Origin of the sequence: Kineosporia sp. R_H_3 (assembly GCF_002198675.1) — a bacterium.
In the GTDB taxonomy this organism is placed as follows: Bacteria; Actinomycetota; Actinomycetes; order Actinomycetales; family Kineosporiaceae; genus R-H-3.
The window spans coordinates 30,607-54,141 of record NZ_MWLL01000176.1 but is presented as its reverse complement, the minus strand read 5'-3'; the positions used below and the strand labels follow the sequence as shown (position 1 = coordinate 54,141).

23 protein-coding genes are annotated in these 23,535 nt (G+C 74.7%); 15 read left to right on the top strand and 8 right to left on the bottom strand.

The genetic code is table 11. From position 1 onward, the window contains the following. The first annotated feature begins 35 nt into the window (after positions 1-35). Positions 36-812: a phosphate ABC transporter ATP-binding protein PstB gene (gene pstB, locus ECOMGDLI_RS19355; protein WP_088318513.1), complete on the top strand. Its 777-nt coding sequence runs from the start codon at positions 36-38 to the stop codon at positions 810-812. A 72-nt stretch (positions 813-884) separates the two neighbouring features. Here the strand turns inward: pstB and ECOMGDLI_RS19350 are convergent, their stop codons facing one another. From ECOMGDLI_RS19350 to ECOMGDLI_RS19330, 5 genes are all read right to left on the bottom strand, one after another. Beyond that, entirely contained in the window at positions 885-3,806 is a 2,922-nt protein-coding gene (locus ECOMGDLI_RS19350; RefSeq protein WP_088318511.1) for an FAD-binding and (Fe-S)-binding domain-containing protein, read from the bottom strand. Positions 3,807-3,835: 29 nt separating this feature from the next. After that, entirely contained in the window at positions 3,836-4,822 is a 987-nt protein-coding gene (locus tag ECOMGDLI_RS19345; RefSeq protein WP_088318510.1) for an inorganic phosphate transporter, read from the bottom strand. Between the two features lie 2 nt (positions 4,823-4,824). After that, entirely contained in the window at positions 4,825-5,445 is a 621-nt protein-coding gene (locus ECOMGDLI_RS19340; RefSeq protein WP_088318509.1) for a DUF47 domain-containing protein, read from the bottom strand. A gap of 129 nt (positions 5,446-5,574) precedes the next feature. Then, the gene (locus ECOMGDLI_RS36465; protein ID WP_088318507.1) at positions 5,575-7,326 is read right to left on the bottom strand and encodes a metallophosphoesterase; all 1,752 of its coding nucleotides are present in this window, start codon (positions 7,324-7,326) and stop codon (positions 5,575-5,577) included. Positions 7,327-7,638: 312 nt separating this feature from the next. After that, positions 7,639-8,295: a hypothetical protein gene (locus tag ECOMGDLI_RS19330; RefSeq protein WP_088318506.1), complete on the bottom strand. Its 657-nt coding sequence runs from the start codon at positions 8,293-8,295 to the stop codon at positions 7,639-7,641. 94 nt (positions 8,296-8,389) lie between these two features. Between ECOMGDLI_RS19330 and ECOMGDLI_RS19325 the strand changes: the two genes are divergently transcribed. From ECOMGDLI_RS19325 to ECOMGDLI_RS19260, 14 genes are all read left to right on the top strand, one after another. After that, positions 8,390-9,649: an aspartate aminotransferase family protein gene (locus ECOMGDLI_RS19325; RefSeq protein ID WP_198955015.1), complete on the top strand. Its 1,260-nt coding sequence runs from the start codon at positions 8,390-8,392 to the stop codon at positions 9,647-9,649. Positions 9,650-10,004: 355 nt separating this feature from the next. Next, entirely contained in the window at positions 10,005-11,255 is a 1,251-nt protein-coding gene (urtA, locus tag ECOMGDLI_RS19320) for an urea ABC transporter substrate-binding protein (RefSeq protein ID WP_088318505.1), read from the top strand. Between the two features lie 115 nt (positions 11,256-11,370). Then, complete coding sequence (gene urtB / locus ECOMGDLI_RS19315) at positions 11,371-12,252, top strand: urea ABC transporter permease subunit UrtB (protein ID WP_088318532.1); 882 nt, start codon at positions 11,371-11,373, stop codon at positions 12,250-12,252. After that, positions 12,249-13,328: an urea ABC transporter permease subunit UrtC gene (urtC, locus tag ECOMGDLI_RS19310; protein WP_088318504.1), complete on the top strand. Its 1,080-nt coding sequence runs from the start codon at positions 12,249-12,251 to the stop codon at positions 13,326-13,328. The genes urtB and urtC overlap by 4 nt, the downstream gene beginning before the upstream one ends. Further along, positions 13,325-14,143: an urea ABC transporter ATP-binding protein UrtD gene (gene urtD, locus ECOMGDLI_RS19305; RefSeq protein WP_088318502.1), complete on the top strand. Its 819-nt coding sequence runs from the start codon at positions 13,325-13,327 to the stop codon at positions 14,141-14,143. The genes urtC and urtD overlap by 4 nt, the downstream gene beginning before the upstream one ends. After that, positions 14,143-14,835 carry an urea ABC transporter ATP-binding subunit UrtE gene (gene urtE, locus ECOMGDLI_RS19300; protein WP_088318500.1) on the top strand — a complete coding sequence of 231 codons (693 nt, stop codon included), beginning with the start codon at positions 14,143-14,145 and terminating at the stop codon, positions 14,833-14,835. Before urtD ends, urtE begins: the two co-directional genes overlap by 1 nt. 122 nt (positions 14,836-14,957) lie before the next feature. Next, complete coding sequence (locus ECOMGDLI_RS19295) at positions 14,958-15,638, top strand: urease subunit gamma (protein ID WP_088318531.1); 681 nt, start codon at positions 14,958-14,960, stop codon at positions 15,636-15,638. After that, positions 15,638-17,395 (top strand): urease subunit alpha, encoded by a 1,758-nt coding sequence (locus ECOMGDLI_RS19290; protein ID WP_198955013.1) that lies wholly within the window; start codon positions 15,638-15,640, stop codon positions 17,393-17,395. Before ECOMGDLI_RS19295 ends, ECOMGDLI_RS19290 begins: the two co-directional genes overlap by 1 nt. 86 nt (positions 17,396-17,481) lie before the next feature. Beyond that, a complete protein-coding gene (locus ECOMGDLI_RS19285; protein WP_088318499.1) occupies positions 17,482-17,928 on the top strand; it encodes a nitroreductase family deazaflavin-dependent oxidoreductase in 447 nt (148 codons plus the stop codon). Positions 17,929-17,956: 28 nt separating this feature from the next. Beyond that, a complete protein-coding gene (locus tag ECOMGDLI_RS19280) occupies positions 17,957-18,655 on the top strand; it encodes an urease accessory protein UreF (RefSeq protein ID WP_088318497.1) in 699 nt (232 codons plus the stop codon). A gap of 60 nt (positions 18,656-18,715) precedes the next feature. Beyond that, positions 18,716-19,417 (top strand): urease accessory protein UreG, encoded by a 702-nt coding sequence (gene ureG / locus ECOMGDLI_RS19275; protein WP_088318495.1) that lies wholly within the window; start codon positions 18,716-18,718, stop codon positions 19,415-19,417. After that, positions 19,410-20,150: an urease accessory protein UreD gene (locus tag ECOMGDLI_RS19270; RefSeq protein ID WP_088318494.1), complete on the top strand. Its 741-nt coding sequence runs from the start codon at positions 19,410-19,412 to the stop codon at positions 20,148-20,150. The genes ureG and ECOMGDLI_RS19270 overlap by 8 nt, the downstream gene beginning before the upstream one ends. 59 nt (positions 20,151-20,209) lie before the next feature. Further along, positions 20,210-20,470 (top strand): acyl-CoA-binding protein, encoded by a 261-nt coding sequence (locus ECOMGDLI_RS19265; protein WP_088318528.1) that lies wholly within the window; start codon positions 20,210-20,212, stop codon positions 20,468-20,470. 117 nt (positions 20,471-20,587) lie between these two features. Continuing rightward, positions 20,588-21,412, top strand: a complete 825-nt coding sequence (locus ECOMGDLI_RS19260) for a DUF1206 domain-containing protein (RefSeq protein WP_088318493.1) — start codon at positions 20,588-20,590, stop codon at positions 21,410-21,412. Positions 21,413-21,424: 12 nt separating this feature from the next. Here the strand turns inward: ECOMGDLI_RS19260 and ECOMGDLI_RS19255 are convergent, their stop codons facing one another. The 3 genes from ECOMGDLI_RS19255 to ECOMGDLI_RS19245 all read right to left on the bottom strand — a co-directional run bounded on the left by ECOMGDLI_RS19255 (position 21,425) and on the right by ECOMGDLI_RS19245 (position 23,489). Beyond that, positions 21,425-21,880, bottom strand: a complete 456-nt coding sequence (locus ECOMGDLI_RS19255) for a VOC family protein (protein WP_198955012.1) — start codon at positions 21,878-21,880, stop codon at positions 21,425-21,427. Positions 21,881-22,047: 167 nt separating this feature from the next. Continuing rightward, on the bottom strand, positions 22,048-22,572 hold the full coding sequence (locus ECOMGDLI_RS19250) for a YegP family protein (protein WP_198955011.1): 525 nt from the start codon (positions 22,570-22,572) through the stop codon (positions 22,048-22,050). 239 nt (positions 22,573-22,811) lie between these two features. Further along, positions 22,812-23,489 (bottom strand): hypothetical protein, encoded by a 678-nt coding sequence (locus ECOMGDLI_RS19245; protein WP_143447792.1) that lies wholly within the window; start codon positions 23,487-23,489, stop codon positions 22,812-22,814. Positions 23,490-23,535: the final 46 nt, after the last annotated feature.

The following is a 23,535-nucleotide window of genomic DNA, read 5'->3' as shown; positions in this document are numbered from 1 at the left end:
ATGCCCCGCACCACCCGAACCACGAAGGACACCTGATGGCACAGCGCATCGACGTCAAGGACCTCAACGTCTACTACGGCTCCTTCAAGGCCGTCGAGGACGTCTCCATGTCGATCGAGCCGCGGACCGTCACCGCGTTCATCGGCCCCTCAGGCTGCGGGAAGTCGACGTTCCTGCGCACCCTCAACCGGATGCACGAGGTCATCGCCGGCGGCCGGGTCGAGGGCACCGTCGCGCTCAACGGCCGCGACCTCTACAGCAAGGACATCGACCCGGTCGCCGTCCGCCGCACCGTCGGCATGGTGTTCCAGCGCCCCAACCCGTTCCCGACGATGAGCATCTTCGACAACGTCGCCGCCGGGCTGCGGCTCAACGGGGTGAAGACCAAGGCGGTGCTCGCCGAGGCGGTGGAGCGGTCCCTCAAGGGCGCCAACCTCTGGAACGAGGTCAAGGACCGGCTCGACAAGCCGGGAGCGGGCCTGTCCGGCGGGCAGCAGCAGCGGCTCTGCATCGCGCGCGCGATCGCCGTCGAGCCGCAGGTGCTCCTCATGGACGAGCCCTGCTCGGCCCTCGACCCGATCTCGACCCTCGCCATCGAGGACCTCATCGACGAGATCAAGCAGCAGTACACGATCGTCATCGTCACCCACAACATGCAGCAGGCCGCCCGGGTCAGCGACCGGACGGCGTTCTTCAACCTCGCGGCGACCGGCAAGCCCGGCCGGCTCATCGAGATGGGCGACACCGCGAAGATCTTCAGCAACCCGACCGAGAAGGCCACCGAGGACTACATCTCCGGCCGCTTCGGCTGAGCCGCCGCCGGCGATCGCCGGTCGTCGTCGCGGGACCCCGGGTACTCGGTGGCCTGCGACGAGAAGCGGCGATCACTGCGGGAGGCGCTCGGCGAGCAGCTCGGCGAGGTGGACGGCGCGGCGGCCGGCGAGCTGGTCGAGCTGGGTGCGGCAGGAGAAGCCGTCGGCGAGCAGGACGGCGTCCGGGGCGGCCTCGACGGCCGGCAGCAGCGCCGTGCGGGCGACCGCGACGGAGACGTCGTGGTGACCGCGCTCGACGCCCCAGTTGCCCGCGAGGCCGCAGCAGCCGCCCACCCGGGTCACCCGGGCACCGGCCGCTCGCAGCAGCGCCTCGTCGGCCGTCCAGCCCATGACGGCGTGGTGGTGGCAGTGCGGCTGCGCGACGACCTCGACGGTCGTGAGGTCCGGGGGCGACCAGCCCGGGGTCGCCGCGAGCAGCTCGGCCAGGGTCCGTACCCCGGCGGCGACGACCTCGACACCCGGCTCGTCGGGCAGCAGGTGGCGGGCGTCCCCGCGCAGCACCGCGGTGCACGAGGGCTCGACGCCGACGACCGGGACCCCGTCGCGCACGAGCGGTTCGAGCCCGCGGACGGTGTGCCGCACCCGCTCCCGGCCGGCGTCGAGCTGGCCCGTCGTGAGCCAGGTGAGGCCGCAGCACAGGCCCTGCGGCACCTCGACGGCGTACCCGGCGGCCTCGAGCACCCCGACCGCGGCGACGGCGACGCCCGGGGCGAAGTGGTCGGTGAACGAGTCGACCCACAGCGCGACCCGGCCGTGCGGCGCGACCGCCGGGGCGGCGTCCGCCGGGCGGCCGAGCCACCACGCGCCGAACGTCCGCGTCGCGAACCGGGGCAGCGACCGGCGCGGGTCGACACCGGCGACCCGGCGGGCGAGCGCGCCGCCGGCCCGGGAGCCGGTGACAGCGTTGGCGAGCCGCGGCATGCGGGCCGCCAGGTCGGACCACATCGGCAGCCGGCCGAGGACGTAGTGCGACAGCGGCCGCAGCCGGCCCCGGTAGGTCTGGTGGAGCACCTCGGCCTTGTAGGTGGCCATGTCGACCCCGGCCGGGCAGTCGCTCGCGCAGCCCTTGCACGCGAGGCAGAGGTCGAGCGCGGCGTGCACCTCGGGCGAGCCCCAGGCGGGCCCGGCCCCGCTCCCGGCCGGGCGCCCGACGAGCTCCTCGAGCACCCGGGCCCGGCCGCGGGTCGAGTCCTTCTCGTCGCGGGTCGCGCGGTACGACGGGCACATCACGCCGCCGGTCGCGGTGAGGTCCGCGCGGCACTTGCCGACCCCGGTGCAGCGGTGCACGGCCGCCGAGAAGTCACCGCCGTCGTGCGGGTAGGCGAGGGCGAGCCGCTCCCGCACCGGCCGGGCACCGACGGCGCGCAGGTCGGCGTCGGCCGCGGCCGGCCGGACGAGCACGCCGGGGTTGAGCACGTCGTCCGGGTCGAGGAGGTCCTTGACCTGGGAGAACAGCCCGATCGCCGCCGGGGAGTACATGAGCGGCAGCAGCTCGCTGCGGGCCCGGCCGTCGCCGTGCTCGCCGGACAGCGACCCGCCGGCCGCGACGACGAGCCGGGCGGCGTCCCCGAGGAAGTCCCGGAACCGCTGCCGTGCAACGGCTTCGGGCTCACGGTCGAACGGCAGGTCGATCCGCACGTGCAGGCAGCCGTCGCCGAAGTGCCCGTACGGCACCCCGTGCAGCCCGTGCTCCTCGAGCAGCGCGTCGAAGTCGCGCAGGTAGCCGCCGAGCCGTGCGGGCGGGACCGCGGCGTCCTCCCAGCCGGCGTGCGCGGGGCGGCCCTGCGGGGTCCGGCCTGCCAGGCCCGCGCCGTCCTCGCGGATCCGCCAGATCGCGGCCGCCTCGGCGCCGGTCGCGACGTGCGCGCCGACCGCCCCGGCGTCCGCCGTGCCGCAGGCGGCGACGACCCGGCGGGCGGCGGCCTCCGCCTCCTCGGCGGTGCCGCCGGGCAGCTCGACGACGAGCCAGCCCGCGCCGGCGGGCAGGTCGGGGACGACGGCGCCGGGCACCTGGCGGACCCGGTCGACGATCCGGACGTCGAGCCCCTCGCACGCCGTCGGGGCGAAGGGCAGCACCCCCGGGACGGCGTCCGCGGCGTCGGCCATCGTCGGGTACCCGAGCACCGCCAGGGCGCGGAAGGGCGGCTCCGGCACGAGGCGGACGGTCGCGCCGAGGACGACCGCGAGGGTTCCCTCGCTGCCGACGAGGGTGCGCCCGAGGTCGGTGCCGCGCTCGGGCAGGAGGTTCTCCAGGGCGTAGCCCGAGACCTGGCGGCCGAACCGGCCGAACTCGGTGCGCACGACGGCGAGGTGGTCCGCGACGAGGCCGCGCACGGCGTCGACGAGGTCCGCTCCCCCGCCGGACGCCGCCGTCGGCACCGCACCCGGCTCCCCGCCCGGCTCCCCGCCGACGCCGGTCGTCAGCGTCGTCCGGACGCCGCCGCCGGTGACGACGTCGAGCGCGACGACGTTCGCGGACGTCCGCCCGTACGCGAGCGCGCGCGAGCCGCACGCGTCGTTGCCGATCATGCCGCCGAGCGTGCAGCGGTTGTGGGTGCTCGGGTCGGGGCCGAACCGCAGCCCGTGCGGTGCGGCCGCCGCCTGCAGCGCGGAGAGCACGACCCCCGGCTCGACCCGCGCCGTCCGGGTCTGCGGGTCGAGGGACAGCACCCGGTCGAGGAACCGGCTCGTGTCGACGACGACCCCGGGCCCGACGGCGTTGCCCGCGATCGACGTCCCGGCCCCGCGCATCGTCAGCGGGACGCCCAGCGAGCGGCAGACGTCGAGCGTCGCGAGCACCTCGTCGGTGTGCCGGGGCCGGACGACGACCCGCGGCGGCACCCGGTAGAGCGAGGCGTCCGAGGAGTAGAGCGCCCGCGCGAGCGCCGAGCCGTCGACGTCCGCGACCCCGGCCGCGCCCAGCGCCCGGACGAGGTCGTCGCCGTCCTGTCCCGTCGTCCGCGTGCCCGCCACGCGACGAACCTACGCGCCCGCCGGCGGCACTAGGCGACGAGGCCCCCCGCCGTGTAGAGCACGGCCGCGCCGAGCGCGGTGGCGAACGGGGTGAGCACCCAGGCGAGCAGGATCCGCCGGACGACGGCCCAGCGGATCTCCCGCCGGCCGCGGGTCGAGCCGGCCCCCATGATCGACGCGGTGACCGTGTGCGTGCTCGACACCGGCGCCTGGAACACGGCGGTCCCGGCGAGGACGACCGCCGAGACGCTCTCGGCGGCGAACCCGCTCACCGGGTCGACGGGGACGACCCGCCGGCCCAGTGTGCGGATGATCCGGCCGCCGCCGACGACGGTGCCCGCGCCGAGCGCGACGGCCGCCGCGACACGCACCCACAGCGGCACGCCGTCGACGGCGTGCCCGCCGGCGGCGAGCGCGATGACGATGACGCCCATCGTCTTCTGGCCGTCCTGCAGGCCGTGCCCGAGGGCGACCGCCGACGCCGACACGGTCTGCGCGATCTTGAACCGGCGGCGCGCGGTCCCGTAGGTCACCTCGCGGACCGACCGGATGATCGCCGCCATGAGCAGCCAGGCGAGCGCGAACCCGACGACGGGCGAGAGCACCATCGGCACGAGGACGAGGTCGCGGACGACGCCCCACTGGACGGCGCCGCCGGCCGCGAGCGCGCCACCGGTGAGCCCGCCGATGAGGGCGTGGGACGACGAGGACGGCAGCCCGAGCGACCACGTGACGACGTTCCAGCCGAAGGCGGCGACGAGGGCGGCGGCGACGAGCCCGAGGCCCGGGCTGCTCACGGGGACGTCGACGAGCCGGGTGCCGATGGTCTGCGCGACCCCGACGCCGAGGAGCGCGCCGACGACGTTGAGCGCGCCCGCGAGCGGCAGCGCGACCCGCGCGGTGAGCGTGGCGCTCGACAGCGACGTCGCGACCGCGTTCGACGCGTCGTGGAAGCCGTTCATCCAGGCGAAGGCGAGCGCCAGGACGACGACCACGACGAGGAGCGTGTCCTGCACGCTCAGCCCTCCTTGACGCTGACCGTCTGGAAGGCGTGCGCCACCTCTTCGAAGGAGTTCACGACGCGCAGGAGCGACTGGGCGAGCGCCGTGAGGCGCACGAGCTCGGCGGGCTCCTTCGCCGTCGACGTGATGTCCGCGAGGAGCCTGCGGTGCGCCTGGCCGGCCTGCTTGCCGAGCCGGGTCAGCTCGATCCACGGGTCGACGAGCAGCCGCGGCCGGCCCAGCCGCGGGACGGCCTGCATGGTCACCTCGGCCGCCCGGACGACGAGCTGGACGAGGTCGGTCACCCCGGCCGGCGGCTCGACGATCTCGAAGAGCACGATCTCGTCGGCCACCGCGGACATCCGGGCCGTGCACATCCGCATGGACCAGGCGACGCGGTAGATGTCGACCCGGTCGAACGGTGTGACGAACGCCGCCGACAGCGCCCGGAGCACGGCGTGCGCGGCGGCCTCGGCGTCCTGGTCGACGTCGAGGAGGCGCTGGGCGGTGGCCTGCTGCTCCTCGGGGTCGCCGCCGAGCATCTCCGCGAGGAGCTGCGCGCCGTCGCCGAGGTGCCCGGACAGCGCGGCGAGGAGGTCGCCGAACCGGGCGTCGTGGGGGCGCAGGCGGAAGGCCACGGACGAACCTCTCGATGAACGGGTGCGCGCCGGATGCTACGCCAGCCGGGGCGCGGCGACCGGCGCGGGCCACCCGGACGCCACGTCCGGGCAGGTCAGGGCCGGGTCAGGGCCGGGTCAGGGCGGGGGTCAGGGCCGGCCCGGGCGGCGCCTGCGCCCCGCGGTCGCGGTCCCGGTGGCGGCCGTCGGGGTGGCTCCCGGGGACGGCACCGGCGGCGCGTCCTCGGCGCGGATGACGGTCCGCTCCAGCGACACGGACGCGAGCCCGAAGCCGCCGACCGTGACGTCGTCGTAGGCGACCACCTGGCGGGCCCGCTCCCCGCTGCGGGCGATGTAGACGATCGTCGCCGTGAGCGGCACCGGCCTGCCCTCGGCGAGCCGGTCGACGGTGCCGGCGGTGATCCCGGCGCCCCCGGTCGAGCCCTGCACCATGAGCCGGGTGCCCGACGGGTCGACCGTCGTGGTGCGGGTGTGCAGGTGCCCCGCGAGCACGAGCGGGACCGTCCCGAACAGCGCGGGGGCGCTGCGCGGCTCGTGGACGAGCGCGACGTCGACGGGCTTGCCGGGGTGCGTGGCGTCCCACTCCCGGACGGTCCTGGCGAGCTGCTCGCCGGCGAGCACCTGCGGGTCGGTCGAGGGCGGCGTCGCGGTCGCCGTCGGCGCCGCGGTGCCGCTCCCGGACGGCGGCGGGCCGGCGGCCAGGGTCGGGGTGGTCCGTCCGGTGGGCGTCACCGCCGCGGACGCCGGGGTGCCGTCCGGCTCGGTGCCGCCGTCCGGGGTGAACGTCGGGTCCCCGATGCCCGCCAGGACGATCCCCTCGACCTCGACGACCTCGTCGTCGAGCACGACCGCGTTGCGGTTCAGCTCCACGGCGGCCTGGGTGAGCCGGGAGTCGTGGTTGCCGCGGACGAAGACGTACGGCACCTTGACCCCGCGGATCCGGGACAGCGTCGTGCCCTCGATCTCGGTGCCCCACGTGGTGATGTCGCCGGTGTCGACGACGAGGTCGACCTTGAACTGCTGGACGAGCCGGTCGACGAGGTCGAAGGCGAGCGGGTTGAGGTGCACGTCCGAGATGTGGAGGACCCGGACGACGTCCTCCCCGGTGTCGGGGACGACGGGCAGGTCGCCGCTCGTCGCGTAGAGCGCGGTGACGCCCTGGACGATGTCGGCGAGGCCGCTGCGGTAGGACTCGAGCCGGTCGATGAGGCCGTTCGCCTGCGTGGTCACGTACGGCGCGCGGCTCAGCAGACCGGTGAAGCGGGGCTGGGCGAGCTGGTCGGCGTCGAAGGTGGCGACGGCGGTCAGACCGGTCGCGACGAGGACGGCGACGAGCCCGCCCGCGACCTGGGCGGTCCGCCGCCACACCCGGCGGTGGACGAGCAGGGAGAGCCCGCAGGCGCCGAGCAGGGCGCAGCCGGCCGACCAGCCGGCCGCCCGGATCGTCGCCGCCCGGAGCGCGTCCGGGGCGGCCACCTGGAGGCCCGCGAGGCCGCGCGGGTCGCCGAGCAGGGCCTTCGCCTCCTCGACGTCGACCTCGGTGACCCGGGCCTCGACGGCGACGGGCGCCTCGTGGGTGTCGAAGTCGACACGGCCGACCGGCGGCAGCAGGAGCCGGACGCCGGGGTCCAGGCTCGGGACGACGCGGACGTCGAGGAGCAGCGGCCCGACCTCGGCCTGCGTGGACGGCGCGAGGGCGGCACCGAACGCGGCACCGGAGACCGCGACGAGCAGCACCGCGGCCCAGTGCAGCACGACACGGGCGAGCGGACGCCACCGGTCGCCGGCCCGCACGTCGCGCGCGGCGGCCGGCTCGTCGTCCGCCCCGGCCTCGTCGGGTGCGGCCGGGCCCTCGGGCCCGACCGTCGTGTCGCTGCTCATCGCCCCCAGTCTCGCCCAAAGCACCGCAGCGCCCCCCGAAGGGGGCGCTGCGGTGTCGTACGAGCGTCGGACCGGGAACGCCTCACGGCGCAATGGCCACTCATGGCGGCTTCAGATGGGACCCGGGGTTACCGCGACCCGACGCCCGGTGAGACCCCGGAGGGTGTCACCAGTGATGGCCAACGTGCCCATCGAGAGACATGTTCCCCGATCCGCGGGCTTTACGACAGAGCCGGGCGGTGATTTCTGGCGACGACTCGTGACGGGGCGTGACGATCGTCACGCCGGCCCCGGATCCGGGCCGGTGCCCGGTCAGTGCAGCTCGCCGGCCCGCCACAGCCGGGCCGCCCCCTCGAGCTGGACAGCGGTCCGCAGCAGGTCCGCCGCGCGCCGGGTGTCGTCCGAGAGCTCCAGGGTGAGGACACCGCCCTGCTCGGGCGCCGCGACGTCGTCGTCCGCGAGCACCGCCTGCCCGGTGGACACGACCCGGCAGAAGGCCGCCGCCCGCTCGAGCGCGACGGCGAGGTCGCCGCGGAACACCCCGGTGAGGACGGCGTCCGCGAGGGCGAGCACCTCGTCGGCGCCGGGCGGCTCGCCGACCCCGGCGACGGCCTCGTGCACCGGTGCCCGGCCGCGGCCCGCGTCGAACGCGCGGGCGAGCGCGACCGGGTCCTGCCGGATGCCCGCGCGCAGCGCGTAGAGCCGCCACAGCGCACCGGGCAGGGTGTCGGACGGCGTGTGCGACCACAGCTCGGCGACCTCGTCGATGCCGTGCTCGTCGGCGATCGCGACGAGCCGGGCCGCGACCTCGTCGCCGCCGTCCCGGCCGTGCCGGACGAGCGCCTCCGCGGTCGCGTGGGCCGCCTCGACCCGCTGGGCGGGGTCGGGGGCACCGACGAACGTGTCCATGACCGTCGGGCCGAAGAAGGCCGGACGGCGGGGTCGCCCGGCGCCGCGCTGGGCATCCATGGCCCCCATCGTCGCATCCCGTCCGTGACGGCGTCCGGGATCGGGCCGTAGCCTCGCGGCAGCAGGCCGGGCCGCAGCGATCAGGAGGAACCCCGTGGGCAGCTACTGGCACCCGTTCGCGGACATGGCGGCCGTGGCGGCCTCAGGTCCCCTCGTCATCGCCTCGGGCGACGGCGCGTACGTCACCGACGAGGCGGGACGGCGCTACCTCGACGCCACTGCGGCCCTCTGGTACTGCAACGTCGGGCACGGCCGGGCCGCCCTCGGCGCCGCGGCGGCGGCGCAGATGTCGAGCCTGGCCGCGTACACGACCTTCGGGGACTACGCGACGCGCCCGACGCTCGAGCTCGCCGAGCGGGTCGCCGCGATCGCACCGGTGCCGGGCAGCAAGGTCTTCCTCACGAGCGGCGGCTCGGACTCGGTCGACACCGCGGTCAAGCTCGCGCGCCGGTACTGGCAGGTGGTCGGCCGCCCGGAGAAGACCGTCGTCGTCAGCCGCCGGCACGGCTACCACGGCATGCACGCGGGCGGCACGAGCCTGTCCGGCATCCCGGCGAACCGGCTCGGCTACGGCCCGCTGCTCGCCGACACCGCGCAGGTGCCCTGGGACTCCGCCGAGGCGCTCGCCGCCGTCCTCGATGCGACCGGCCCCGACCGGGTCGCGGCGTTCTTCGTCGAGCCGGTCGTCGGGGCCGGCGGGGTCTTCCCGCCGCCCGCGGGCTACCTGGAGTCGGTGGAGAAGATCTGCCGCGACCGGGACGTGCTCCTCGTGTGCGACGAGGTCATCACCGGCTACGGCCGGATCGGCGGCTTCTGGTTCGGGGTGACCCGGTTCGGGCTCCAGCCGGACATCGTCACCGGCGCGAAGGGCGTCACGAGCGGGTACGCGCCGCTCGGCACGGTGCTCGTCGCACCCCGGGTCGCCGAGCCGTTCTGGCGCGCCGGGACCGGGATGTGGCGGCACGGCTACACCTACTCCGGGCACGCGACGGCCTGCGCGGTCGCGCTCGCGAACCTCGACGTCATCGAGGAGGAGAACCTCCTCGCCGAGGCGGCCCGGCTCGAGGGCACGCTGCACACGCTGCTCGCACCGCTCGCCGACCACGACCTCGTCTCCGAGGTGCGCAGCGGCACCGGCGCGATGGCCGCCGTCCAGGTCGACCCGGCGGCGCTCGCCGTCGACGCGGCCCTACCGGCCAGGGTGGCGGCCGCGCTGCGCGGGCACGGCGTTCTCACCCGGGTGCTCGCGACCGGGGGCCTGCAGGTGTCGCCGTCCTTCGTCACGACGGACGACGACGTCAAGCTCCTCGCCGAGGCGTTCGGGGCGGCGCTCGACGACGTCGCCCGCGCCTGACCCCACCGGCGGGCCCACCGACGGCCGGCACCGGACGACCTCCTGCGTCCGGCTCGTTCCGCACCACGCCTTACGTCTGTATCGACGATCATGAAAAGGTCTTGCGCCGCAACGGGTTCCGGACGCGAGGAACGCGCCCGGTCGTGACCTGGCCGTGACCTGTGTGAGGTAGCCGACGCCGGACGCCGTGGCCACGCCGGTGAGAGTTTGCGGACACCAACCGTTTACGGACGGCGCCCTTCGGAGCCACCGACGGCAACAGAGCAGCACCGCGCAGGTAACCCACGGTTCCTACGGTCCCTCCAACCCCCAACGGCGACCGCCATTCGGCGTGCGCCTCCCCCGGAGGAGGACCATGTCCCGACAGTCCACCCGTCGCACGGCCCTCACCGCTCTCGCCGCCACCGTCGCCCTCACGCTCGCGGCGTGCGGCGCGAAGTCCGGCGAGACGTCCACGGCCACCACCGCGGCAGCCACCGCGGACACCACCGGTGGCACCGTCAAGGTCGGCCTGCTCAACTCGCTGTCCGGCACCATGGCCATCAGCGAGGTCACCGTGCGGGACTCGCTCCTGCTGGCCGTCGAGCAGATCAACGCCTCCGGCGGGGTCCTCGGCAAGAAGATCGAGCCGGTGAGCGAGGACGGCGCCTCCGACTGGCCGACGTTCGCGGAGAAGGCCCAGAAGCTCATCAGCGTCGACAAGGTCGCCGCCACGTTCGGCGGCTGGACGTCGGCGAGCCGCAAGCAGATGCTGCCGGTCTTCGAGAAGAACAAGGCGCTCCTGTTCTACCCCGTGCAGTACGAGGGGCTCGAGGCCTCGCCGTACATCTTCTACACCGGCGCCACGACGAACCAGCAGATCATCCCCGCTCTGGACTACCTCAAGGGCGAGGGCAAGAAGACGCTGTTCCTCGTCGGCAGCGACTACGTCTTCCCGCGGACGGCGAACAAGGAGATCCGCGCGTACGCCGAGGCGAACGGGATGACCGTCGTCGACGAGCAGTACAAGCCGCTGGGCAACACCGAGTTCAGCGCGATCGTCGACAAGATCAAGTCCTCGAAGCCGGACGCGGTCTTCAACACCCTCAACGGCGACAGCAACGTCGCCTTCTGGAAGCAGTACAAGTCCGTGGGCCTCGAGGCGGCCACGACGCCGGTCATGTCGGTGTCCATCGCCGAGGAGGAGGCGAAGGCGATCGGCCCGCAGTACCTGTCGGGCCAGCTCGTGGCGTGGAACTACTACATGACGACGGACACCCCGAAGAACAAGGAGTTCGTCGCGGCGTACAAGGCGAAGTACGGCGAGGACAAGCCGACGTCGGACCCGATGGAGGCGGCGTACGTCTCGGTGTTCCTCTGGAAGGCGATGGTCGAGAAGGCCGGCTCCTTCGACGTCGAGAAGGTCAAGGCGGCTGCGGACGGCATCACGTTCGACGCCCCCGAGGGGCTCGTCACGGTCGACGGCAGCAACCAGCACATCGCCAAGACCGCCCGCATCGGCAAGATCGGGGACGACGGCACGATCACCGAGGTGTGGAACTCCGGCAAGCCGATCGAGCCGGACCCGTTCCTCAAGACGTACGACTGGGCGGCGGGGCTCTCCTGACCCGGCCGTGACCCCGGCGTGCCGGCCCGACCTGGTCGAGCCGGCACGCCGGGCGTCCGCCGCACGTCGGTCCGCCGGCCCGGCGGTCGAGCCCCCGCCACAGAACGGAGCCGCCATGGCCGTCCTCACCCAGCTCTTCACCGGTATCAGCTTCGGTGCGGTGCTCCTGCTCGTCGCGCTCGGCCTCGTCCTCACGTTCGGCCAGATGAACGTCATCAACATGGCCCACGGCGAGCTCATCATGGCCGGCGCGTACACGGTCTACATGCTCCAGAAGGTCGTCACGAGCGCCGGCGCCTCGCTGCTCGTCGCGCTGCCCGTGGCCTTCGTCGTCTCCGGCCTGCTCGGGCTGGCCATGGAGATGCTCCTGCTGCGCCGCCTCTACCACCGGCCGCTCGACACGCTGCTCGTGACGTGGGGGCTGTCCCTGGTGCTCCAGCAGGCCGCGCGCGACCTCTTCGGCGCCCCGAACAAGCAGACGGCCGCGCCCGAGTGGCTCACCGGCGCCGTCGAGGTCGGCGCCCTCACGCTGCCCGCGAGCCGGCTGTTCATCCTGGCCGTGGCCGTGGTCGCCGTCGGCGGCCTGTCCGTCGCGCTCACCGCGACGTCCCTGGGCCGCCGGATCCGCGCCGTCGTCCAGAACCGCAACCTCGCGGCGACGAGCGGCATCCCGACCGCCCGGGTCGACCGGACGACGTTCTTCATCGGCTCCGGCCTCGCCGGCGTCGCCGGCGTCGCCCTGACGCTGCTGGGTGCGATCGGCCCGAGCATGGGCACGAGCTACATCGTGGACGCGTTCCTCGTCGTCGTCGCCGGCGGCGTCGGCCGGATCCAGGGCGCGGTCGTCATGGCCTTCGTCATCGGGATGCTCAACGCGCTGCTCGAGTACCAGGTCGGCGCGAGCGTCGCCAAGGTGCTCGTCTTCGTCGCGGTCGTCCTCTTCATCCAGTGGCGCCCCCAGGGCCTGTTCACGCTGCGCACCAGGAGCCTTGCATGAGTGCACTCGACAGGCTGACCCGCCCCGGCCCGCTGCGCGCGGCCCTCGGGTTCGGGCTCGGCGCCCTCGTCCTGCTCGTCGTCGCACCGGCGACGCTGAGCCAGTTCCGGCTCGACCTGCTCGCGAAGTACCTGTGCTTCGGGATCGTCGCCGTCGGGATCGGCCTCGCCTGGGGCCGCGGCGGGATGCTCACGCTGGGGCAGGGCGTCTACTTCGGCATCGGCGCGTACGCGATGGCGATGCACCTCAAGCTCGCCCAGACCCCGCCCGGCGAGCTGCCCGACTTCATGCAGCTCTACGGCGAGGTCACCGAGCTGCCGCTGTGGTGGCAGCCGTTCCGGCAGGCCTCGGTCGCCGTGCCGGCCACCGTCCTGCTGCCGATGCTCGTCGCGTTCGTGCTCGGCCAGGCGGTCTTCCGCCGCCGGATCAAGGGCCCGTACTTCGCGATCCTCAGCCAGGCCCTCGCCGCCGCCATGGCGATCCTCATCGTCGGGCAGCAGGGCACGACGGGCGGCACGAACGGGCTCACCGACATCACGAGCTTCTTCGGGTACGACCTCGGCGACCCGGTCAACCGGACGACCGTCTACGTCGTCGTCGCCGTCTGCCTGCTCGGCTGCCTGGCGGTCGCGCGCCAGCTCATGCAGAGCCGCTACGGCGAGCTCCTCGTCGCCGTCCGGGACGCCCCGGAGCGCGTGCGGTTCCTCGGGTACGACCCGGCGAACGTCCAGACCTTCGCCTACACCGTCGCAGCGGGCATGGCGGGCCTGGCCGGCGCGATGTTCGTCTGCGCCGTGCAGGCCATCAACCCCGCGTCGATCGACATCGTGCCGTCGATCGCCTTCGTCATCGGCGTCGCCGTCGGTGGCCGGGCGACGCTGCTCGGCCCGGCGCTCGGCGCGATCGGCGTCGCCTGGCTCACGACGGCGGCGTCCGAGGCCCTCGCGGACCGCTGGACGTACATCCAGGGCGGCCTGTTCATCCTCGTCGTCGCCTTCCTGCCCAACGGCCTCGCATCGCTCCCCCGGGTCGTCGGGGACGCCGTCCGCCGCCGGCCCGCGGAGGTGACCTCGTGACCGACCAGACCGCCGCCGGCCTGAGGATCCGCGACCTGCGCGTCGTCTTCGACGGGTTCGTCGCCGTCGACGGCGTCGACCTCGACGTGCCGCGCGGGGACCTGCGCTTCCTCATCGGGCCCAACGGCGCGGGGAAGACGACCATCGTCGACGCGGTCACCGGCCTCTCGAAGGCGACCGGGTCCGTGCAGTTCGGCGAGCAAGAGCTCCTCGGGCGCGAGGTGCACCGGATCGCCCGGGCCGGCATCGGCCGAACCTTCCAGACCGCGACGGTCTTCGAGGAGCTCACGGTCCTGCAGAACCTCGACATCGCGGCGGGCGCCGGCCGCGGGTTCGCCCGCCTGCTCCGCCGGCGCAGGGGCGTGCCGGAGGCCGTCGAGCGGGTGCTCGGGACGATCCACCTCGCCGACGCCACGGACCGGCTCGCGGGCACCCTCGCGCACGGCCAGAAGCAGTGGCTGGAGATCGGCATGCTCCTCGTCCAGGACGCCAGGCTCCTGCTGCTCGACGAGCCCGTCGCCGGCATGAGCCACGAGGAGCGCGACGCGACCGGTGCACTGCTGCAGGAGATCGCCGACGGCGACCGCACGGTCGTCATCGTCGAGCACGACATGGAGTTCCTGCGCAAGTTCGCCCGCACGGTGACGGTGCTGCACCAGGGCCGGGTGCTCAGCGAGGGCAGCGTCGCGCAGGTGCAGGCGGACCCGAAGGTGCAGGAGGTGTACCTCGGGACCGCCGCGGACGCCGCGGTAGTCGCCGAGGGCGTCGACGGCGTCGACGGCGCAGGGGTCGACGGCGTGAAGGTGGAGGGCTGATGCTCGAGCTGCGCGACGTCCACGTCGGCTACGGCCGCACCACGGTGCTGCACGGGGTGGGCGTGACCGTCCCGGCGGAGGGCGTCGTCGCCGTGATGGGCCACAACGGCGCCGGCAAGAGCACGCTCCTGCGGACCGCCGCGGGGCTGCTGCGCCCGGCCCGGGGCGCCGTCCTCCTCGACGGCGTCGACGTCACCCGGCTCGCCCCGCACGAGCGGGTCCGGCGCGGTCTGGCCTACGTGCCGCAGGGCCAGCAGTCGTTCCCGCACCTCACGGCCCGCGAGAACCTGCAGCTCGTCGCCGACGGCCGCAAGGACGGGAAGGCCGCCACCGCGGAGGCGCTCGCGACCTTCCCCGCGCTGGAAGGGCTGCTGGGACGACGGGCCGGCCTGCTGTCCGGCGGCCAGCGCCAGCAGCTCGCCATCGCCCGGGCGCTCATCACCCGCCCGCGCCTGCTGCTCCTCGACGAGCCGACCGAGGGCATCCAGCCGTCGGTGGTCGCCGAGATCGAGGAGACCGTCCTGCGGCTGGCCGGGCGCGGCGGCCTCGGCGTGCTGCTCGTGGAGCAGCACCTCGGCTTCGCCCTGCGGGCGGCGCACACGTACCACGTGCTCGAGTCGGGCCGGATCACCGTGTCGGGCGCGGCCGGCGCGGACGCCGAGGGCGCGGTCCGGGCGAGCCTCGCGGTGTGACCCGGACACGCGGGCGTGACATCCGCGGGCGCGGCGACGCGCGGCTGAAACACCGCAGGACCCCGCACTTAACACGTGATGCCTAGCGTCCGTCCGACCGCACCCGCCACCCGGGGAGAGCGATGCTGCTGACACCGCACGAGCAAGAGCGACTCATGATCTCCTACGCGGCCGAGCTCGCGTGGCGCCGCCGCGGTCGTGGCCTGCGGCTGAACCACCCCGAGGCGGTCGCGGTGCTCTGCTCGTTCGTCATGGAGGCGGCCCGCGACGGCCGCGGGGTCGCGGAGCTCATGCAGGCGGGCCGCGAGGTGCTCACGGCGGACGACGTCCTGCCCGGGGTCGCCGAGCTGCTGCCGGAGGTGCAGATCGAGGCGACGTTCCCCGACGGCACGAAGCTCGTGACGATCCACGGCCCGATCGGGGCCGGCACCTCCGCGCCGCCGCCGGCCTCCGTCGTCCGGCCCGGGGAGGTGCTGCCCGCCGCGGGCACGGTCGCGCTGAGCGCGGGCCGCCCGCGCACGACGCTCACCGTCGTCAACACCGGCGACCGGCCGGTGCAGGTCGGCTCGCACTACCACTTCGCGCAGGCCAACGCGGCGCTGGAGTTCGACCGTGCCGCGGCCCACGGGCAGCACCTCGACATCCCCGCCGGCACCGCCGTCCGCTTCGAGCCCGGCATCGACCGCGAGGTGACGCTCGTGCCGCTCGCGGGCACGCGCGTCGTCGCCGGTCTGACGCTGCCGGCCCCCGGCCCGCTCGACGCCCCGGCCGGCACCCCGACGACCGTGCAGGACGGTGCCTGATGGACCTCGACCGCGCGCGGTACGCCCAGCTCTACGGCCCGACCGTCGGCGACCGGATCCGGCTCGCGGACACCGACCTGCTCATCGAGGTCACCGAGGACCTCGCGGGCGGCCCCGGCCGGGCCGGTGACGAGGCCGTCTTCGGCGGCGGCAAGGTGCTGCGCGAGTCGATGGGCCAGGGCCGCGCGACCAGGGCCGAGGGCGCGCCGGACACCGTGATCACCGGGGTCGTCGTCCTCGACCACTGGGGCGTCGTCAAGGCGGACGTCGGCATCCGCGACGGACGGATCGTGGCCCTCGGCAAGGCCGGCAACCCGGAGACGATGGACGGCGTCCACCCCGACCTCGTCGTCGGCCCGGGTACCGAGGTGATCGCCGGCAACGGGCGGATCCTCACGGCCGGCGCGATCGACACCCACGTGCACTTCATCTGCCCGCAGATCGTCCCCGAGGCGATCGGCTCCGGCGTCACGACGCTCATCGGCGGCGGCACCGGCCCGGCCGAGGGCACGAAGGCGACGACGGTCACCCCCGGTGCCTGGTACCTGGCCCGGATGCTCGAGGCGATGGACGGCCTGCCGGTCAACATCGCGTTGCTGGGCAAGGGGAACACCGTCTCGCACGACTCGATGTGGGAGCAGCTGCGCGGCGGCGCCTCCGGCTTCAAGCTCCACGAGGACTGGGGGACGACGCCCGCGGTCATCGACGCGAGCCTCACCGTCGCGGACGCCGCGGGCGTGCAGGTCGCGCTGCACTCGGACACCCTCAACGAGGCCGGGTTCGTCGAGTCGACGCTCGCCGCGATCCGGGGCCGGGCGATCCACGCGTACCACACCGAGGGCGCGGGCGGCGGGCACGCACCGGACATCATCACCGTCGCCGCGTACCCGAACGTGCTGCCGTCGTCGACGAACCCGACCCGGCCGCACACGGTGAACACGCTCGCCGAGCACCTCGACATGCTCATGGTCTGCCACCACCTCCAGGCCTCGATCGCCGAGGACCTCGCGTTCGCCGAGAGCCGGATCCGGCCGAGCACGATCGCCGCCGAGGACCTGCTCCACGACGTCGGGGCGATCTCGATGATCGGCTCGGACGCGCAGGCGATGGGCCGCGCCGGCGAGGTCGTGCTGCGCACCTGGCAGACCGCGCACGTCATGAAGCGGCGGCGCGGGTTCCTGCCCGGGGAGAACGGCCTGCCCGGCGACGGCGGCACCGGCGGCCCGGGCGGGGGCAACGACAACCTGCGCGCGCGGCGGTACGTCGCCAAGTACACGATCTGCCCCGCCGTCGCGCACGGCATCGACCACGAGGTCGGCTCGGTGGAGGTCGGCAAGCTCGCCGACCTCGTGCTCTGGGAGCCGGCGTTCTTCGGCGTCCGGCCGCACGCCGTCCTCAAGGGCGGGGTCATCGCGTGGGCCGCGATGGGTGACGCGAACGCCTCGATCCCCACCCCCCAGCCGATCCTGCCGCGCCCGATGTTCGGCGCCGCCCCGACGACGGCGGCCGCCACGAGCGTCCACTTCGTCGCACCGGTCGCCCTCGAGGACGGTCTCGCCGACCGGCTCGACGTCCGGCGCCGGCTCGTCGCCGTCGAGGACGTCCGCTCCCGCGGCAAGGCCGACATGCCGCAGAACACCGCGACCCCACGGATCGAGGTCGACCCCGACACCTTCACCGTCCGCATCGACGGCGAGGTCTGGGCCGAGGAGCCCGCGACCGAGCTGCCGATGGCCCAGCGCTACTTCCTCTTCTGAGGCGCGCGCGATGGCGACAGCAGCGAGGGCGAGGGCGAGGACGGGCCTGCCGGGCCGGGCCGCGGCCGGCGACGTAGGGTGCGGTCATGGCACTGGAAGGCGAGTACGAGCCGAGCCCGTCGGCGTGGGTCCGCGAGCAGGTCGAGGCCTACGAGGCGAGCGGCGGCCTCGAGGCGAACACCCTGCGCGACACCGGGCTGCCGATCGTCGTCGTGACGATGCGCGGCCGCAGGTCCGGCAAGCTCCGCAAGATCGCGCTCATGCGCGTCGAGCACGAGGGCTCGTACGCCTTCGTCGCGTCGAAGGGCGGTGCCCCGGAGCACCCGGAGTGGTACTACAACCTCGTGGCGCACCCGGACGAGGTCATGGTCCAGGACGGGCCGGAGCCGTTCGACGCGGTCGTCCGCGAGGTGGACGGCGAGGAGCGGGCGGCCTGGTGGGAGCGCTCGGTCGCGGCTTTCCCGACGTACGCCGAATACCAGACGAAGACGGACCGGCTCATCCCCGTGCTCGTCGCGTCGCCCAAGGGCTGAGCCCCCGCCGCACCCGGTCGGTCCGGCCGTGACCGCGGCCCCGGCCGGGGTCGCGGCCCTGCTCGCGCTCGCGGACCAGCGACTGCCGTCCGGCGGCCACGTCCACTCCGGCGGGGTGGAGGAGGCCGTGCGGGGTCACCTCCTCACCGACGGGCCGACGCTGCGCGCCTTCCTGCACCGCCGGCTGCTGTCCGTCGGGCGGGTCACCGCGGGCCTCTCGGCGGCCGCCGTCGGGCTCACCGCCGCGACCGTCGGGCGGCTCGACGCCGAGGCCGACGCCCGGACACCGTCCCCGGCCCAGCGCGCGGCGTCCCGGGCCCAGGGCCGGGGTCTGCTGCGCCTGGCCCGCGCCGGCTGGGTCGGGCCGCACGTCGACCTCGTGTGGGCCGACCTCGGCGCGCGCCCGCACCACCCGCTCGTGCTCGGCTGCGCAGCGCGGGCCGCCGGGCTGGGAGCCGGTGAGGCGGCGCTCGTCGCCGCCTACCTCGCGGTGACCGGCCCCGCGACCGCCGCGCAGCGGCTCCTCGGCCTCGACCCCGTCGAGGTCGCCGTCGCCACGCTCGACCTCGGCGCGGCCGTCGACGCCGTCGCCCGCGAGGCGGCGGCCGTCGCCCTCGCGGCGGCCCCGCCCACGGGCTGGCACGCCCTGCCGGACGACGGCGACCCGCTCCTCGACCTGCTCGCGGAACGGCACGCCGCCCGCGGCGACCGGCTCTTCGCGTCCTGACCCGCCACCCGCCGCACCAGCACAGACCGAGCAGCACGCACCGAGCACCCGGAGGACACCATGGGCCTGTTCCACGGCGACGACCCGCACGCGCACACCGTCCGCACCGGCGGGCCGCTGCGCGTCGGCATCGGCGGCCCCGTCGGCTCGGGCAAGACGGCGCTCGTCGCGGCCCTGTGCCGCACCCTGTCCGGCCGGCTCTCGATCGCCGTCGTGACGAACGACATCTACACGACCGAGGACGCGGAGTTCCTGCGCCGCAACGCCGTCCTGCCCGACGAGCGGATCTCCGCCGTCCAGACCGGCTGCTGCCCGCACACGGCGATCCGGGACGACATCACCGCGAACCTCGACGCCGTCGACGACCTCGTCGAGCGCTTCGCCGACCTCGACGTCGTCCTCGTCGAGTCCGGCGGGGACAACCTCACGGCGTCCTTCAGCAAGGGCCTCGTCGACGTCCAGGTCTTCGTCGTGGACGTCGCCGGCGGCGACAAGGTGCCGCGCAAGGGAGGTCCGGGCGTGACGGGCGCCGACCTGCTCGTCATCAACAAGCGCGACCTCGCCCCGCTCGTCGGCGCGGACCTCGACGTCATGACGTCGGACGCCGACCGGGTCCGCGAGGGCCGCCCGGTCGCGCTCGTGTCGCTGCGCGAGGACCCGGCCGCCGGGCCGGTCGTCGACTGGTTGCTCGCCGAGCTCGAGCACCACCGCGCGCACACCGCGGGCGCGGCCCCGGCCGCCGCGCCGCACGCGCATGCGTAGCCGCGTCGAGGTCGTCGCCGACGTCGAGGACGACGGGACCCCCGTCCTCGCCCGGCTGCGGGCCGACGGGGCGCTCGCCGTCCGCCGCACCGGGCCCTCGACGGTGCACCTCGTCGGGACGGCGGCCGGCCCGCTGGACGGTGACGTCGTCGAGCTCGACCTCGTCGTCCGGGCCGGCGCCCGACTCGACGTCGAGGGCGTCGCCGCGACGATCGCGCTGCCCGGGCCGGGCGACCTCGCCGCGACCTGGGACGTCACCGCCGACGTCGCGGACGGCGCGACCCTGCGGTGCGCGCCGCAGCCCCTCGTCGTCTGCGCGGGCGCCCGGCTGCGCACCGGCACGACGGTGTCGCTCGCGCCGACCGCGTCCCTCGACCTCGTCGAGCAGGTCGTCCTCGGCCGGTACCGCGAACCCGGCGGCACCTGGTCGGGCCGGCTCGTGGCCGACGTCGACGGGGCCCCGGTGCTGCGGCAGACCCAGTCCTCGGCGCTGCTCGCCGCCGGGCCGGCCCTTCCCGGGGCGGCGGCCGCCCGCAGCGTCGTGAGCCGGCTCCTGCTCGGCCCGGACGTCCCGGCGGCGGCCGCCGCGACGTCCGGCGACGCAGTGGTGTGCCCGCTCGCCGCCGGCGGTGCGCTCCTCACGGCCTACGGCGCGGACCTGGCGACCGCGCTGCGGCACCTGGACGACGTGTGGCCGACGACACCCGTGGCCGGGGCGCTGCACGGCTCGTAGCCCCTAGGCTCGCGCGGACAGGCACCGGCGACCAGGACCTGCACGAGGCGGAGGCGACCATGGCATCGGCGTTCGAGACGGCCGTAGAGGACGTCAAGCAGCTGGGCAAGGACCCGGGCAACGAGGCCAAGCTCAAGCTCTACGCGCTCTACAAGCAGGCCACCGTGGGAGACGTCCAGGGCAAGCGCCCCGGCTTCGCCGACTTCGTCGGCAAGTTCAAGTACGACGCGTGGGCCGCGCTCGCCGGCACGAGCCCGCAGGACGCGCAGGCGCAGTACGTCGCCTACGTCGAGGAGCTCAAGGCCGCCGACGCGGGCTGAGCGGGCGCCGGGGCCAACTGCACGGGCGCTGCACGCCCCGCCGACCTACGCTCCCCACGACTGGCGACGGACGGCGGTGTGCCGTCCTCGACGCGGGTCGCGGACGAGGGAGCCCCCATGAACCGGTCCACCTCCTCGAGGGTGCAGCAGGTGATGTCGGCTGCGGACGACGCCGCCGACAGCAAGCAGGTCGGCTGGCTCGCCCGGGCGGGGCTGGCCGCGCGGGCGACGGTGTACGTCGTCATCGGGGTCCTCGCGCTGCTCGCGGCGATCGGCTCCTCGGGCCGCAACGTCGACCAGCAGGGCGCTCTCGCGGAGCTGCTCACGCACTCGTGGGGGACGCTGCTCGTCGGCCTGCTCGCCGTGGGGTTCCTCGGGTACGCGATCTGGCGGCTGGCCGAGGCCGCGTTCGGCGTCACCGGTGAGCCGGACGGCGCAGGCCCACGGCTGAAGTCGGCCTTCCGCGGCGTCGTCTACCTCGCGCTGACCTTCACCGCCGTGTCGGCGCTGCGCGGCTCGACGCAGAGCCAGAAGGGCAAGCAGACCTCGCTCACCGCAGAGGTCATGAGCCACAGCGGGGGCCGGGTCCTCGTCGGCCTCGTCGGGCTCGCGATCGTCGCCGGCGGCGCGGCGCTCGTCGTCGAGGGCTACCAGCTGAAGTTCATGCGCTTCTTCCGGGCCGTACCGGCGCAGGTGCGGCGCGTCGTCGTCCACCTCGGCCGGGTCGGCACGATCGGCCGCGGCCTCGTCTTCGTCCTCGTCGGGGTGCTCGTCGTCTCGGCGGCGTGGACCTTCGACCCGGACAAGGCCGGTGGCATGGACACCGCCTTCCGCACGCTGCTCGAGCAGCCGTACGGCAAGGTCCTCGGCGTCCTGGCTGCCCTGGCGCTGCTCGCGTTCGGGGTCTACGGCTACGCCGAGGCCCGCTGGCGCCGGGTCTGACGTCGAGCGACGTCAGCTGATGCAGAACTCGTTGCCCTCGGTGTCCCGGAGCGTCACCGCGACGTAGTCGGCGCCCTCGGGTGCGTTCCAGTACGCGACGCTCGCCCCGAGGGCGACGAGCCGCTCGACCTCCTGCTCCAGGCTCGCCCGCCGGGCGGCGACGGGCATCGCGCCCCGGCCCGGGGTGTGGAGCACGTCGATGTGCAGCCGGTTCTTGCCGGTGCGGCCCTCGGGCACCTCCTGGAACCAGATCCGCGGGAGGACGCCGTCGGGGTCGACGACCGCGCCGCTGCCGTTCTCCGCACCGACGAGGTCCTCCTCGGGGATCCCGCCGGCCCGCCAGTACTCCAACCAGCTCGACCACCCGTCGGGGGCCGGCTCCGGGACGTACCCCAGTGCGGCGCACCAGAACTCCACCAGCCGCGCGGAGTCCGCGCAGTCCACCGTCAGATGCCATCTCGTCGCCACGGACGCAGTCTTGCAGGCACGTCCGACACCCGGACCGGACGCGACGGCGCCGGCGCCGGACGCAGTGCAGGGGCGGCCCGGAGGCCGCCCCTGCACCGGGATCGAGACGATGTGGAGTTGTTGCGTCGCGACCGGTTGCCCGCTGCGACGCGGCGAGGCGGGAGGCCTCAGACCGTGGCGGCCGGCTTCGGCGCCGCGGCGCGCTTGCGCGGGGTCGCCGCGCGCTTCGCCGGGGCCTTCTTGGCGGGCGCCTTGGCGGCCGCCTTGGCCGGGGCCTTCGTCGCCGGCTTGGCGGGGGCCGCCTTCGCCGTCGTCACGGGGGCGGCCTTCTTCGCGGCGGGCTTCGCCGGCGCCGCCTTCGTCACGGCCTTGACCGTGCGCTTGGCGACGGCCTTGGCCGGCGCCTTGACGACCGTCTTGGCGGCAGCCTTGACGGCGGTCTTCGCGGCGGTCTTGACGGCCGGCTTCGCAGCCGTCTTGGCGGGGGCCTTGGCCGCCGCCTTCTTCGCGGCCGCCGTCGCGTCGTCGAGCGTCGCGGCCGGGGCGTTCTTGCGGACGGACGCGACGCCGTTGAGCGCCGATGCCTTGGTCGCGTAGGCCTGCGAGACCGCGACGACCTGACCGTTCGGGGCGAAGAGCGTGAACCGGAACTTGCCGGCCTTGTCCTTGCTGAGCGTGAAGCGTGCGGGCACGTGGGCCTCCGGGTGCAGTGGGCGGTCGCGGTGTCGACCACCCGGTGGTGGGTACCTCCACGATGACATCCGCCGTTGAGGAACAAGTGCTATGAGGCGGCGTCGTCTCATCGTGTCGATCACGTGCTTCGGTGCACAGAAACGGGACCTTGAGCCGTTCGCGTGAACTTTCGTCCGCACCGGTTCAGCGCACCGGCGGTCCGCGGGGCCTCGCGCGGGCCTCGGAGACGGCCGGTCCGCTACCCCTGCTGCTCCCAGGGCGCGTCACCGAGATGCTCGTCGAGCCCTTGTCCCGCAGCACATCCCGGCGTCCGGTACGGCTCCGGCATGGTGGGGTAGACGACGAGCCAGTAGGTGCGCGCGAGCCTGCGCGCCTGCACGTCGTCCGCACCGAGCAGCCGCGCGGTGGCCGCATCCCGTTGCACCGCGGCGCATTCGGCCTGCCCCTCGTCGATGCGCCCGCCGAGGTGCATCGCCTCGTGCGTGAGGACGTGCACGGCGGTCGCCCCGTCGACGTCCGCGCGCGCCGACGCCGCCCCGTCCAGCCCGCGGCGCCAGCGCTCGACGTCGTCGCACACGGTGTCGCCGAGGACGGCGACGTCACCGGGGCGGCCCTCGGCGTCGATGTCGACGTGCGCGACGTCCCGCCCGACGTGGACCAGGCCCGCGCCGGACGACGAGCAGTCGACGTGGACGGCGCGACCGGCGAGCACCGACGCCACGTCGGAGAGCCGGTGCTCGGTGCGGCTGCGGCGCGCGACGGGGACCGCGAGGACGAGCGCGACGACGACGGGCACCGCGACGGCGGCGACGGGGAACCCCACGGGCCGGCCGAGGGCGTCGACGCGGGTGAGCGCCCATCGGACGGCGACGACGGCTCCCAGACCCAGGAGGCCGACCGACGCGAGCAGGAGCATGATGCTGGTGTCGGCAGGCGCGGGCCCGTGGTGGATCACCCGGAGG

Excerpts from the sequence above, each read along its gene's own strand:
- ECOMGDLI_RS19285 (WP_088318499.1), top strand. The coding sequence starts at position 17,482 with ATGGCACTGGAAGGCGAGTACGAGCCGAGCCCGTCGGCGTGGGTCCGC.
- urtE (WP_088318500.1), top strand. The coding sequence starts at position 14,143 with ATGCTCGAGCTGCGCGACGTCCACGTCGGCTACGGCCGCACCACGGTG.
- urtB (WP_088318532.1), top strand. The coding sequence starts at position 11,371 with ATGGCCGTCCTCACCCAGCTCTTCACCGGTATCAGCTTCGGTGCGGTG.
- ECOMGDLI_RS19265 (WP_088318528.1), top strand. The coding sequence starts at position 20,210 with ATGGCATCGGCGTTCGAGACGGCCGTAGAGGACGTCAAGCAGCTGGGC.
- ureG (WP_088318495.1), top strand. The coding sequence starts at position 18,716 with ATGGGCCTGTTCCACGGCGACGACCCGCACGCGCACACCGTCCGCACC.
- pstB (WP_088318513.1), top strand. The coding sequence starts at position 36 with ATGGCACAGCGCATCGACGTCAAGGACCTCAACGTCTACTACGGCTCC.
- ECOMGDLI_RS19330 (WP_088318506.1), bottom strand. The coding sequence starts at position 8,295 with ATGGATGCCCAGCGCGGCGCCGGGCGACCCCGCCGTCCGGCCTTCTTC.
- ECOMGDLI_RS19270 (WP_088318494.1), top strand. The coding sequence starts at position 19,410 with ATGCGTAGCCGCGTCGAGGTCGTCGCCGACGTCGAGGACGACGGGACC.
- urtC (WP_088318504.1), top strand. The coding sequence starts at position 12,249 with ATGAGTGCACTCGACAGGCTGACCCGCCCCGGCCCGCTGCGCGCGGCC.
- ECOMGDLI_RS19260 (WP_088318493.1), top strand. The coding sequence starts at position 20,588 with ATGAACCGGTCCACCTCCTCGAGGGTGCAGCAGGTGATGTCGGCTGCG.
- urtA (WP_088318505.1), top strand. The coding sequence starts at position 10,005 with ATGTCCCGACAGTCCACCCGTCGCACGGCCCTCACCGCTCTCGCCGCC.
- ECOMGDLI_RS19245 (WP_143447792.1), bottom strand. The coding sequence starts at position 23,489 with ATGCTCCTGCTCGCGTCGGTCGGCCTCCTGGGTCTGGGAGCCGTCGTC.
- ECOMGDLI_RS36465 (WP_088318507.1), bottom strand. The coding sequence starts at position 7,326 with ATGAGCAGCGACACGACGGTCGGGCCCGAGGGCCCGGCCGCACCCGAC.
- ECOMGDLI_RS19290 (WP_198955013.1), top strand. The coding sequence starts at position 15,638 with ATGGACCTCGACCGCGCGCGGTACGCCCAGCTCTACGGCCCGACCGTC.
- ECOMGDLI_RS19295 (WP_088318531.1), top strand. The coding sequence starts at position 14,958 with ATGCTGCTGACACCGCACGAGCAAGAGCGACTCATGATCTCCTACGCG.